Annotated in this window: 14 protein-coding genes; 13 read left to right on the plus strand and 1 reads right to left on the minus strand. The window is 38.0% G+C overall.

All coding sequences use genetic code 11. The annotated features are described in order from the left end of the window. Positions 1-119 precede the first annotated feature (119 nt). The 10 genes from ACIQYS_RS10220 to pcp all read left to right on the plus strand — a co-directional run bounded on the left by ACIQYS_RS10220 (position 120) and on the right by pcp (position 10,096). Positions 120-1,154, plus strand: a complete 1,035-nt coding sequence (locus ACIQYS_RS10220) for a Bug family tripartite tricarboxylate transporter substrate binding protein (protein ID WP_402978677.1) — start codon at positions 120-122, stop codon at positions 1,152-1,154. 56 nt (positions 1,155-1,210) lie between these two features. Then, positions 1,211-1,660: a tripartite tricarboxylate transporter TctB family protein gene (locus ACIQYS_RS10225; RefSeq protein ID WP_402978680.1), complete on the plus strand. Its 450-nt coding sequence runs from the start codon at positions 1,211-1,213 to the stop codon at positions 1,658-1,660. 19 nt (positions 1,661-1,679) lie between these two features. After that, on the plus strand, positions 1,680-3,206 hold the full coding sequence (locus ACIQYS_RS10230; RefSeq protein WP_402978683.1) for a tripartite tricarboxylate transporter permease: 1,527 nt from the start codon (positions 1,680-1,682) through the stop codon (positions 3,204-3,206). 1,003 nt (positions 3,207-4,209) lie between these two features. Then, complete coding sequence (locus ACIQYS_RS10235) at positions 4,210-4,824, plus strand: NUDIX hydrolase (RefSeq protein WP_402978686.1); 615 nt, start codon at positions 4,210-4,212, stop codon at positions 4,822-4,824. 234 nt (positions 4,825-5,058) lie between these two features. Beyond that, complete coding sequence (locus ACIQYS_RS10240) at positions 5,059-5,961, plus strand: ABC transporter ATP-binding protein (protein ID WP_402978689.1); 903 nt, start codon at positions 5,059-5,061, stop codon at positions 5,959-5,961. Further along, positions 5,962-6,699, plus strand: a complete 738-nt coding sequence (locus ACIQYS_RS10245) for an ABC transporter permease (RefSeq protein WP_402978692.1) — start codon at positions 5,962-5,964, stop codon at positions 6,697-6,699. It abuts the gene before it with no gap. A 2-nt stretch (positions 6,700-6,701) separates the two neighbouring features. Then, positions 6,702-7,823: a sensor histidine kinase gene (locus tag ACIQYS_RS10250; RefSeq protein ID WP_402978695.1), complete on the plus strand. Its 1,122-nt coding sequence runs from the start codon at positions 6,702-6,704 to the stop codon at positions 7,821-7,823. Continuing rightward, complete coding sequence (locus ACIQYS_RS10255; protein ID WP_402978698.1) at positions 7,820-8,422, plus strand: response regulator transcription factor; 603 nt, start codon at positions 7,820-7,822, stop codon at positions 8,420-8,422. The genes ACIQYS_RS10250 and ACIQYS_RS10255 overlap by 4 nt, the downstream gene beginning before the upstream one ends. 110 nt (positions 8,423-8,532) lie before the next feature. Then, positions 8,533-9,363 (plus strand): alpha/beta fold hydrolase, encoded by an 831-nt coding sequence (locus ACIQYS_RS10260; protein ID WP_402978701.1) that lies wholly within the window; start codon positions 8,533-8,535, stop codon positions 9,361-9,363. A 127-nt stretch (positions 9,364-9,490) separates the two neighbouring features. After that, positions 9,491-10,096 (plus strand): pyroglutamyl-peptidase I, encoded by a 606-nt coding sequence (gene pcp / locus ACIQYS_RS10265; protein ID WP_402978704.1) that lies wholly within the window; start codon positions 9,491-9,493, stop codon positions 10,094-10,096. A gap of 53 nt (positions 10,097-10,149) precedes the next feature. Here the strand turns inward: pcp and ACIQYS_RS10270 are convergent, their stop codons facing one another. After that, on the minus strand, positions 10,150-10,566 hold the full coding sequence (locus ACIQYS_RS10270; RefSeq protein ID WP_402978707.1) for a helix-turn-helix domain-containing protein: 417 nt from the start codon (positions 10,564-10,566) through the stop codon (positions 10,150-10,152). A gap of 167 nt (positions 10,567-10,733) precedes the next feature. On the opposite strand from ACIQYS_RS10270, the gene ACIQYS_RS10275 reads away from it, so the two are divergent. From ACIQYS_RS10275 to ACIQYS_RS10285, 3 genes are all read left to right on the plus strand, one after another. Next, positions 10,734-12,128, plus strand: a complete 1,395-nt coding sequence (locus ACIQYS_RS10275) for an IS1096 element passenger TnpR family protein (protein WP_402978710.1) — start codon at positions 10,734-10,736, stop codon at positions 12,126-12,128. 88 nt (positions 12,129-12,216) lie between these two features. Then, positions 12,217-12,732, plus strand: coding sequence for a hypothetical protein (locus ACIQYS_RS10280; protein ID WP_402978713.1), 516 nt, complete (start codon positions 12,217-12,219; stop codon positions 12,730-12,732). 260 nt (positions 12,733-12,992) lie between these two features. Further along, a complete protein-coding gene (locus ACIQYS_RS10285; RefSeq protein ID WP_483880184.1) occupies positions 12,993-13,229 on the plus strand; it encodes a DUF2798 domain-containing protein in 237 nt (78 codons plus the stop codon). The last annotated feature ends 35 nt before the right edge of the window (positions 13,230-13,264 follow it).

Below are 13,264 nucleotides of genomic sequence, written 5' to 3' on the forward strand. Positions count from 1 at the left end.
ATGAACTCAATTTTCATTATCCAACTTATCACCAGAAACATTGTATTGGTAAAATGTTCTGATAAATTATGAATAAGCGTTTGAAAACGCTGTCATTACATTGGGATGAGGGGGATTTTATGAAAACTTGGAAGAAAATCACGTCAATTGCCTTTACAGCTGCATTAGCAGTAGGTTTAGCCGCTTGTTCATCAAGTGAAAAAGGAAGCGAAAGTAAAGTCGAAGGAGCTACTGCATCGGATTACCCGAAAAATAATATTACGATTGTAGCTCCATCAGGTGCTGGAGGCGGATGGGATCTAACAGCACGATCTATTGCAAAAACAATGAATGATACGAAGTTAATCGAAAAACCAATCGTTGTTGAAAACAAACCAGGAGGCGGCGGAGCGGTTTACATGGCAGAGTTCGCAACGAAAGAAGCGAAAAATGACTATGTATTAATGGTAAAGTCACCACCAATTCTTATTAATAACAATAAAGCAGAGGGTAACAGTCCTTATGGTTACAAAGATACAACGCCACTTGCACAGTTAACTCGTGATTACGGGGCAATTGTCGTTAAAAGTGATTCAGCATATAAAACGTTACAAGATCTGTTAGATGCCATCAAAAAAGATCCAAAAGCAGTGACACTTGCAGGAGGATCAGCGCCTGGATCAATGGACCATCTTGTAGGAGTATTACCTGCATTTGAAGCAGGAATCGATCCAAAAAAGGTGAAGTATGTTTCGTATGACGGCGGTGGAGAAGCGGTTGCGGCGCTACTTGGTGGAAATGCGGATGTAATTGCGACGGACGCCTCTACAATTGCAACGTATGTAAAATCAGGGGATGTACGTGTACTAGCAGTAAGCTCTTCTGAACGTTTAGAAGGGGAACTTGCGGATGTGCCTACTTTTAAAGAGTCCGGCATCGATGCAGAGTTTACCATTTGGAGAGGTCTATTTGGACCGAAAGAAATGTCGGTAGATGCTAAAAACTATTGGTCTGAAAAACTTGAGAAAATGGTAGAAACAGAAGAGTGGAAGGCTGAGCTTACGAAAAACGGTTGGGCAAGCGAGTACCGTAGTGCAGATGACTTTACTACTTATTTAGAAGACCAAGATAAAGTGATTGTTGAATTATTAACAGCACTTGGTATGCAGAAATAACACTATGTAGGTGGCCGTAGTTGCCACCTTTTTAAGTTAGGAGGGAATCAAATAGTATGAATAAAAAATTCGATCGATATACGGGGATTGCTTTTTTGCTAATAGGAATTCTATTTTTGATGGAAAGTCAAAAGATTTCCGATAGTGCCTATGGTTCATCTGTCGGTCCAAAGATATTTCCGATGTGGCTTGGTATTGTTTTGATGGCTTTGAGTATACGACTAATTTATGAAACGTTTAAATACAAAAAGGAAGAATCTGAGAAAGAAACACTACAATACAAGAAATTGTTTATTATTTTTGGGAGTGCAGTTCTTTATGCATTTTTCTTAGAGAAAATTGGATATGCCGTTTCCACTTTTCTATTTTTATTGATCGCATTTCAAACGATGGAACGAGGAAAAGTGGTCTATTCCATAATCATTTCCGCAGCTTTTTCATTTGGTGTGTATTATATATTTTCAGAGGTTCTTGGCGGTTCACTGCCAGGGTTTCCACTGTTTTAGGGAAGGAGAGATTTAAGCTATGGATACATTACAATTTTTAGCTGACGGATTTAAAATTGCGTTTCAATGGCATAATATACTGTTTGCATTTGTCGGTGTTGTCATCGGGACTGCAGTAGGCGTTCTGCCGGGTATCGGACCAATGAGTGGTGTTGCTCTTCTTATTCCTGTAACAGCGACCATTACTTCAGGAATGCCAACAGGAGATGCAGCAGCAAGTTCACTTATTTTGTTAGCAGGAGTTTACTACGGAGCGATGTACGGAGGCTCTACAACTTCAATTTTATTAAATACACCAGGGGAATCATCCTCTGTAGTTACAACATTAGATGGATATCAAATGGCTAAACAAGGCCGTGCTGGATCAGCCTTGTCAATTGCAGCAATCGGTTCCTTTGTTGCGGGTATTGTAGCATTACTAGGACTCGTACTTTTAGCAAAACCACTTGCGACTGTGGCGATAAAGTTTGGACCGGCCGAATATTTTTCCCTAATGTTATTAGGGCTAGCAGCTGTTAGTGGACTTGCGGGAAAATCAATGACAAAAGCATTGATAATGACGGTTTTCGGACTAATGCTAGGAACGATTGGAATTGACGCAGTTTCCGGTATTTCACGGTTTACATATAATCAGCCAATTTTATACTCAGGCTTGGAGTTTTTAACAATTGCAGTAGGATTATTTGCACTTGGTGAAGTTATTAAAACAATTCTAGAGCGGGACGAAGAAAGCGGCACCATTGCAAAAATCAATCGAGTCTTACCGACAAAACAGGATATGAAGGATAGTACAGTTCCCATTGTGCGTGGATCTCTTCTAGGATTTTTTATCGGTGTTTTGCCAGGAGCAGGAGCAACACTCGCATCTTTCTTTTCTTACACGACGGAGAAGAAATTTAGCAAGAACCCAGAGTCGTTCGGAAAAGGAAATATTGCAGGTGTAGCTGGTCCAGAGTCAGCGAATAACGCTGCTTCTGGTGGAGCAATGATTCCACTTCTTACGTTAGGGATCCCTGGTTCAGGTACAACTGCTATATTAATGGGCGCACTGATCATGTATAACATTCAGCCAGGTCCACTACTTTTTGATGAACATCCAGATGTGGCGTGGGGACTGATCGCAAGTATGTTTATCGGGAATTTAATGTTACTTGTATTGAATATGCCATTGGTAAGAGTATTTGCTAAAATTATTCAAACACCGAAAAAGTATTTACTGCCGATGATTGTTGCAATTTCATTTTTTGGTGTTTATGCAGTACAATACACAACATTTGACTTATATTTATTGTTAGGCTGTGGGGTTTTAGGTTATCTATTATCCAAGAATGATTTTCCAGTTGCTCCTTTAGTGCTTGCACTTGTATTAGGACCAATGATTGAAAACAATATGCGCCGTGCTTTAACAATTTCTAATGGAGACTTCAGTATTTTCTTTACGAAACCATTATCATTAGTGTTTATCGTTGCAGCTGTAGCATGGTTGTTAGTTCCTTTACTACTCAAGCTTAGAGGACGAAAAGTTATTATAAATGAAGAAGGTTAATAGGAATGCAGACTCCACTTATGAGAGTCTGCATTTTTTTATGGATTAGGAAATTATAAATTTAATGTTATGTGGATAACTTTCTCCAAACAATAGAAGGCATATCACTTTAACGATTAAACGCAATATAGAGATAATGCGTCTTAACAAGTTGAATAAAGTGTCCGCAATGATTTTCACTACAGGGCGGACGCTTTCCGTGGGGTGAGCGATGAACCCTCACCGACGCTACGCGTGCGCTGTGAAGTTTCATCTGTCTCACTTCATCCCACTGGAGTCGCCACCCTTCCGCGAAAATCAAAGGAGCTTGCTGACTAATTAGTTTCTTGCTTAATAAACCAAAAGTTTTACTTGAATCGAAGAGGAAAATCTTATTAGTAAGTATCTTGTGAAAATTTATCCAGTAAGTGGATAAGAGCAACAAACTGGTCATTGAAAGTAACTAGTTCTATAAGGGAAGCAACCAAATTAGCACGAGAGCAACCAATTTAGGAATGGAAGCAATCATTTCCCATATCAAAGAGTTTACTTAATAGGATACGACCATATATTACTAAAATATACATTATTTATTAATTCATAATAGTGAAGCTCATGTTCACTGTTTAATAAGTAATTTTTTCATATAGTTATAGCTGCCACTTTTGCCTTCGTGCAGCGGTTCTAATATTTCTTTTTGTTTTGTTTAGCTAAACGCTAATTAGCTAGCATGTTTCGTTGATTGTAGCGGAAGGCGGCGACTCCTGCCGGATGAGTGAGCAAATGAGCCATCACAACGGTCTCTTAACAGAGCTTTTTAAAGACGCATTATCCCTATATTGAGTTAACCAACCTTTATTAGGGTAGTTTTTTTATTAAGCGATTATCGCTGATCGTATAGAAAATTTTTTTGACTGTACAACAGATTTATGGCCGGAAACGTCAGGATGGTATTGCTTCTTTTCTCAGCAGGAATTTTCATGATACGATAAGTGTATATAAGCTATAAGAAGGGGGAGGTTCCATGTTCATGGATAAGCTGAAGAATAAGTTAATTGAAAATCAACCTCTATTTATAGGAGAGGATACAGCATTCCGTTCAGCTATTATGATTCCACTTATCCAAGTAGATAAAGAATGGCATGTCCTTTTTGAAGTACGTTCACTAACCATGAGAAAACAGCCAGGGGATATTAGTTTTCCAGGTGGTCGAATCGATCCAACAGATGCAACGCCAATGGATGCAGCCATACGAGAAACCCATGAAGAATTAGGTATTGACCCGGCGTATATTAACGTTTTAGGGCAGATGAGTGCGTACATTTCATCACCATCTTTCGTTGTGTATCCATTTGTAGCGACGATTGACCATGATCAAATACATTCCTTTAACAAACAAGAGGTAGAAGAGATATTCACGATACCCGTCAACTGGTTGTTGGACTACCAACCTTATATGCACACAGTATCCGTTCAACCGATGCCCTTAACCGATTTCCCTTATGAAAAGATCGTGAATGGCGATAAATACCAATGGAGACCACGTTCGATAGAGGAATGGTTTTATGATTTTGGAAAATATACAATATGGGGCTTAACCGCTAGGATATTAAAACATTTTGTAGAGACAATTAGATAAGTAGATAGTTATTTTTGAATAAAGACAGTGATACAAACAACTCCTTTTAAATTAAAAAGAAGAGGATTTGTTTGTATTTACTGTCTTTTTTCGTCTAGTGGACGAGTTTCCTCATCGAATAAATCTCGCGAGTGTATTCTTATGACATTTGTCATCTCGTTTTTATGACACAGTATACTAATGAAAATTTTCCCAACGACATAGACTAAAGATAGAAATTCTGGAGGTGAGCGAATGGAAAATGTAGTGGAAATTAAAAAATTAACGAAGGTTTTTAAAGACAAGAAAGCAGTTGATAATGTTTCATTCTCAATTGAGAAAGGTGAGATTGTTGCGATTTTAGGACCAAATGGAGCAGGCAAAAGTACAACGATGCTTATGATGCTCGGTTTGTTAAATCCTACAAATGGGGAAGCGAAGCTTTTTAACGATCATGCAAAGGAAAAAAAGGTACGGGAAAGAATTGGCGTCATGTTGCAGGAAGTAAGTTTAATGGATGGCTTAAAGGTGAAGGAAATCATTCGGTTGTTTAGGAGCTATTATCCGAATCCTTTGCCAATGAAGCAGCTCATTAACCTGACAGGTCTTACTGGAGATGATTTAAACAAAAGAACTGAAAAGTTATCTGGCGGACAAAAACGGAGAGTGGGCTTTGCACTCGCGCTAGCTGGGAATCCAGATTTACTGTTTTTTGACGAACCTACTGTTGGAATGGATATATCAGCACGAAAAGTTTTTTGGGACACTGTAAAAGAGCTTGCTGAAGATGGGAAAACAATTATTTTTTCTACTCATTATTTACAGGAAGCGGATGATATTGCGGATCGCATTATTTTATTCAATAAGGGAGCGGTCGTCGCTGATGGGGCACCTGCTGCAATAAAAGGGAATTTGCTGAAGCAGTCTGTTTCGTTTAAAGCTAAATCTGCATTTCCGAAAGAACGATTTTTACTGTTTCCACATGTGTCAGATGTCTATGAGAAAAGTGGCAGGACGTTTGTTGTAACAGATAATACAGACTTTGTAATTGCTAAAATTTTTGAAGACCATTTAGAAGTTCATGATATTACAATCGAAAAAGGCCGACTCGAAGAAGCATTTGAACAATTAACGGTTGAGCAGAAGGAGGCTATTTAAATGCATATTTTTATCAATCAATGCAAAATTGAATTTTTACGGATGTTTCGAAATCCATATTATATTTTCTGGTCGCTACTCATGCCGATTGTGTTTTATATTATTTTTACGAAGGTTGTCAATACTGGTGCAGCAGATCAAGGTGTTTGGAACGCACATTTTTTAATGTCTGTAGCAGCTTTTAGTGTAATGGGTAGTGCGATCATGACTTTAGGAATCCGGATGGTACAGGAACGCTCTGAAGGATGGACAAATTTCATCAAAGTAACACCTCTATCGGGCACGGTGTATTTTGCAGCAAAAATGCTTGGTCAAACAGTTGTGCATGTGTTTTCAATCGTTGTTATTTTTGTTGCGGGAGTACTGTTAAACGGAGTAACACTGACGGCATATGAATGGATAATGAGCGGATTATGGATATTACTCGGTTCACTACCGTTCCTCGGTTTAGGTGTATTGGTCGGGACGATGAAGCGAGTGGATACAGCAGCAGGTGTTAGTAATCTTATTTATATGGGTCTCGCAATCACTGGAGGAATGTGGATGCCAATGGAGGTTTTACCTAAAGTTATCCAAAATATCGGTGCTTGGCTTCCTGCATTTAATTACGGGAACGGCGCGTGGGAAATCATACGGGGGCAAGCTCCTGAATTTCGAAATATTGCGATTTTAGCAGCTTACCTTATCTTATTTATGGTAATATCAACCTATATAAGAAGGAAACAGGAAGCGGTGTAGTTGTGAAGGACTTTGAGATTTTTCCGAAAAAGTTTGGTATTTTACCTTATATCTTTTTATCCTATTTAATTCTGCCACTTTTTTATATTTTTGAAGAAAACGGCATTAAAGCAGTGATGGGCTATAGTATGTTACTGCTTTTTCTCGTTTCTTATAGAGAATTATATAGTGTTAAATCAGAAAAAAAGTATTCCTTCTGGCTTGCTATACAAATCATCATCGTAATGATCTTTAGCATTTTGTACAACCCATATATTATATTTATGGGCTTTTTCCCAGCTAATTTTGTTGGATGGTATGAACAGAAAAAGGATTTTCGTCGTGCATTAACTCTTTTTGCATTTTCGATGATTCTAACGATGGCAATTGCTATTTATCGGGGAGAAATGGTAGATTTCCTATTCTTTATTCCTTTCTTAGTCGTAATGATTTCATCTCCAATCGGTATTCGGACAATGAATGAGAGAATGACCTTAGAGCAAAAGTTGGATCAAGCTAATGAACAAATTAAAGACTTAATCAAAAGAGATGAGCGGGTACGAATTGCAAGGGACTTACATGATACATTAGGACATACATTGTCACTCATCACGTTACAAAGTCAATTGGTACAAAGGCTTGCAGAAAGTAATCCAGAAAGAGCAAAAGTGGAGGCAAAGGAGATTGAAATGACTTCACGATCTGCATTAAGAGAAGTACGAGAGCTCGTATCTGATATGCGTACAATTACGTTGGAAGAGGAAATAGTGGATTTAGAACAAATATTGAATGCGGCAGGAATCGAATTTCACATGAAAAAAAATAATGAATTACCCGACCTTCCACTTCTGCAACAAAACATTCTTGGAATGTGTCTCCGTGAAGCAGGAACAAATATCGTCAAGCATAGTAAGGCAAAAAAATGCTATGTCGATATACAGGGGAGCAAAGGGAATTTCACAATTTCGGTGAGTGATGATGGAATCGGATTGGTAGATTCATATACGAGTGGAAATGGTTTAAAAGGCATGAGAGAACGCCTATCTCTTATTGAAGGTAAGTTAGATATCTATAAAACGAACGGTACTACATTGGTAATGTCTGTACCTGTTATTGTTAAGTTAAAGGAGGGAGTAGCCTTATGATTCGGCTTGTGATTGCTGAAGACCAGCGAATGTTAAGAGGAGCTCTCGGCATGCTACTAGATTTTGAAGAAGATATGGAAGTAGTAGGTGAGGCAAAGGATGGGCTAGAGGCACTAAGTTTAATACTCTCTTTGAAACCTGATGTTTGCCTAATGGATATTGACATGCCTTTCAAAAGTGGATTGGAAGTGGCTGCTGAATTAAAGAAAGCTCGTTCTTCATGCAAAGTCATTATGTTAACTACGTTTGCGCGTCCAGGTTATTTTGAACGGGCAATAAAAGCAGAGGTGCATGGATACTTATTGAAGGACGGATCGATTGATGATCTAGCAGAGTCGATTAGAAGAGTAATGGTTGGGAAACGTGAATTTGCATCCGAGCTCATCATCAATTCTTACCATAAAGAAAATCCTCTCTCAGAACGAGACCAAGAAGTACTCAAATTGGCTGCAGCAGGAAAGACATCTAAAGAGATTTCTATGGCATTATTTTTGTCACCAGGTACAGTTCGAAATTATATGTCCGAAATTCTACAAAAGTTAGAGGCCAAAAACAAAATCGAAGCCATTGCCACCGCTGAAGAAAAGGGCTGGATTTAGCGTACTGAAAATGTGAAAATGGAATTTTTATAACAGTGTGCAAATATGGTGTATATAACGAAGAGTGGACAAGAATTGAATTAGTGCTGCTCTTACTATAAGGGGGTTATATGTTGGTAGTGTCAGGTGGAAAGTATGTGAAAGTAGATCCTGGTGTAGAGCTATTTGTTCAAGATATAGGAAGTGGAGACCCAATTGTTTTCATCCCTGGCTTTACATTTACAACGGAAGTATTTACCCATCAAGTCGATCATTTCGCCAAAACAAATCGAGTAATTGTTATCGATCCAAGAAGTCATGGCCGCTCATCGATTACGTTACAAGGAAATGATTATGTAACACACGGAACGGATTTAGCAAAGGTACTCGATGCATTACAACTAAAGAACGTAACGCTGGCAGGTTGGTCTTTTGGTTGCCTAACAGTTTGGGAGTATCTTAAACAGAACGGCTATGACAATGTAAAATCACTAATTTTCATTGACATGTCACCAAAGGCGTTGTCGACAAACGATGAGGAAGATTGGGTAGAAGGCCCTCTCGATGATATTGGGGCAATTTATAACACTTACTTACGCAATCCGGCAGGTCAACGTGAATTTATCAAGGCATATACAACAAGTGTCATGGTGCAACGTGATGTAACAGAAGATGAGTTAAATTGGCTGGTGGAGCAATCTTTAAAAACACCCAATTATATTGCAGCGAATCTATTTGCTTCCGGCATGTTCTCTGATTATCGTGAAGAAGCAAGGCAAGCTTGTGAACTAGTACCAACATTGACTGTTGTGGCGGATCATTGGGCAGATAAAGCAATTACGCTTACACAAAAAATCTCCCCAAAGTCCACCATAGAAGTACTGGGCGGACATCTAATGTTCTGGGAGCATAGTGAGAGATTTAACAAACTGGTAGAACAGTTTTTGTCTAAAGATGCTTGACCAAGCTTTGGTGAAGGAAACGAGCGGATAGAAAGATTTGTGACCGTCCCAAAAACGATTAGCTGGAAGTCACCTCCACATTTTTGGTATCATACGTGTAAAAGAAACAGAACGAGAGGGCGACACGATGAAGAAACTATTATTAACAGGATTCGAACCATTTCTATCTTTCTCAGTGAACCCTACGATGCGCATAGTAGGGGAACTAAATGGACTAGAGCTCGCAGGTTATGAAATAGTAGGACGAGTGCTACCAGTCGATTTTGCATCATCTGGAACCGAACTTCTAACACATATAGAAGAGATCGATCCGGACGTGGTCATTTCATTAGGGCTTGCAGGAGGGAGATACAAAATCACTCCAGAACGAATCGCCATTAACGTGAAAGATGGAGCAGCCGACAACGAAGGTCATATTCCAATTGATGAATCTATTAATCTAGAAGGGGAACCAGGCTACTTCACTACATTGCCTATTCGCCAAATGGTTAACAAGCTATTAGAAGAAGGTTTTCCGGCAGAAATATCCAATACGGCAGGAACCTATCTATGCAACAACGTTATGTACGAAGCTCTTCACTATGCAAAAACAACGAAACCAGACATGAAGGCAGGATTTATCCACATTCCAGCATCACACGAACTAGCCATCCAACATGGAAAGATTCCAAGCTGGTCCCATGAAGATTTGAAGCGTAGTGTAGAGATTTGTATTGGGGTATTTGCTGAATAATATGTAAAAAGGAGAAGTTAGAGGGTTTCCTTGAGCTCCTCCTTTTCACGTATTTACTTTAGGTCGGAAGATTTTAGGACATTCTTTTTATACATTTCTTTGACTGCTAAAGGCATTTCTTTCGTGGATTTCCATTCCGATTGTTCTTCATCAAAAGTCTTTTCCAAGTCCTCAGGGAATTTCATTTCATACAGATCGTCAATACTCTTAACTCGTAGAGCTGCCATTATAGCAAAGAGCTGCACTTTATTTATACTAATTCCTTTGCCATTAACAAGGTCTGATATTGTTCCTACCCTCATTCCTGTCATTTGTGCTAAGTCCTTTTGAGTGATTCCTCTTTCTTTTAACAGATCATCTATCTTAATGGCAAAGTAAGCCTCTCCTAGTAATCCCGCGGTATTCATTACGACATTATTCATCAGACTATGTCCAGATTCTAATAAATCCTGAACCTTCATTTTTTTCATGATAACTATCTCCTTTGTATTGTTTCCGCTAATGTAATACATAGTAAAAGTATGGCCTTCAATGTGTCAGTTAACTCAATGTTCTTTTAAAAGTTAATAGACTGTCGTAAAATACTCGAAGAAAATTAGGATATAACGTATGATAAAGGAAAAAGAGTGGGTGACGTATGAAAGCTTATATACTAAAACTAACATTTGAATACCTGGAGCCACCCGTTTGGAGACGAGTGATCTTACCAGCAGGGGCAACATTTAACCGTTTACACGAAACAATTCAATACGTGACAAACTTTCAAAGTAGAAAGTCTCCCTACCATTACTTCGGAATAGAGATAGACGACAATTTTATTACAAATAATGTAGCGATTTTAGAAGAATACAAAGGACAGAAGTTTGTGGGACAAAACGTTAAGCAACCAACACGTATAAAAATCGATTCGTATATAGAAAAATACGGTCAATTGGTATACAACTATGATTTCGGTGATGACTGGCGGATTCGCGTGGAACTTGAAGAAACGGTCGAAGATTATTATTTTGGGTATCCAACACTACTTGACGGAGAAGGGACGGCGCCACCAGAAGATGTAGGCGGTCCACCTGGATACGAAGAGTTTTTAAAGGTGTACTATGACCCAACGCATCCGGATTATTTATCGACTTATGGATGGGCAGAACAACAGTCATATTTGCCGTTAGATATAGATGAGGTGAATGATCGTTTAAAATCTGTAAAATACAAAAAGACAGAATGGCAACAGATCGATCATGACAATTACTTCGTGCTATCAGATAAATACCGCGGTGCAGATTACAAAGATATTGATGACATACCTAACAAAGAACTAGTCATCCAATATGCCGAGGCATGTGCTCAACTATATGGGGTGATCGAAACTTCCAAGTTTCTAGAGATTTATAACGCTCAAAACGAGTCCTCTATTACTAGCGGGGATCTCCAAGCGATCTTAACAGATCCTCATAATACAAAATTACTTCGGAGTAAATATGTATATGTATATAGAAACGCATTGGTCCATGAGACAATTGAGCATTTTGGGGATTATGATAAATTAATGCCGAAAGTCAGTGGAAAGCCATATTATGTGCCTCCAAAAAAGGAACTATTACGCTATACAGATGAGTTCTACTTTGAAAAGACAACCCACCAGAAAAAACTAGCTAACATGCTTGCGAAAGATTATTTTGGCGGCAGTACAGTCAAAGTACATGAGGAAATAAGCGAGTTAGTTTTTCAATTACAAGTTTTTGATGTAGATTTCCAGCAAGTTGTAAAGGAATTTCTAGGACGTTTTGAAATTAAAGATATAAAGCATCTAAATGAATACGTACAAGCAATCTCAATGATTGCGAATACAACCCGAACTTGGGAAAATAGAGGCCATACACCAGATGAACTATTTCAAATGGAAAGGCACCATTTGAATCCACTGCCAACTGCTGCTGTACCGTTTAACGTAATCGACGGAGGCAAAGTTGGTCGAAACGATCCTTGCCCATGTGGTAGTGGGAAAAAGTATAAGAAGTGTTGCGGAAAATAAAACAATGATCGAAAATAGGTACACATGTTCAACTAGACGTGCGTACCTATTTTCATAGAACAAGGAATTTGCATATGGAGGAATGTATATGTACGATCCAACCATTTTTGAAAATTTAAAAGTAGCATTTGAAAACCATGTGTATGATTTAGATAATATCGATCACAAGATACATATTACGAACCGAGTAGACCGCATGGATTTGTCCATTCTAGCTCGGGAGTTCGCTATTCAATTTACACTCGTCACTAAACAAGACGTAATAGCTGAAATTGTGTTAAAGGCTTCCTTAGAAGATTTAGCAGGGGAGATACTTGAAACACCTGGAAAACAGCTTGGCTGTTCCTTGTTATTACGGTTTAACAAGCGAGTTCAAAATGTAAACCTACAATGTACAAAGATTGAGCAAGCATTAAACAATATTTGGGAAAATGAAATTCAATTAACGCAAACATTAAGCTATGTGTATGAACAGAAAGCTTCCGGTTATCTAAATACGATAGACATAGAGTTTATCCACAAAATTAATGAGGATCATATGGATGATATTACAGACTTTCTTGATCATGTTTTAGAGACATTGGAAGTGTTGCATAGGATATAGGGGCTAATGAGGTACAAAAGGGGAGCTTCACTTAAGAACCTGGTACCCATCACTAAGTTTCACTTTTTTGTACAACAAACTGTAATATAATACAGCAACCAATATGAATTCATCCTATTAGCACCATCGTCTTATAATTTCTAATAATTCTAATTAAATATTCTTTTTACTAATGTATATATAGATGATAATATTAATTCTCTTAACCAAAATTCATAATAGGTTAGGATTTTCAATTTGTGAACGAATGGCGGTAAAAAATGAATATCAATTATAGATACAAGCGGATTATTTTTGCTTTTTTAATGGCTTTTAGTATGTCCTGTTTTATTACATTTATATTAATCTCAATAAGTAATGGGTATAATAGTTTATTTTTATCTACGTGGTTGAAAACTTGGTCACAGGCTTTTATTTGTGCTCTTTTTGGTGCTTACTATTTTCCAGTATTCATACAAAAAATAATGCAAAAAATAAATTTTGTAAAAAGCGAGTAAATCATTTTTCTTCCCAATCGTTTTTGAAATAAGAG

It is taken from the genome of Psychrobacillus sp. NPDC096426, from assembly GCF_044762745.1.
Taxonomy (GTDB): Bacteria; Bacillota; Bacilli; order Bacillales_A; family Planococcaceae; genus Psychrobacillus.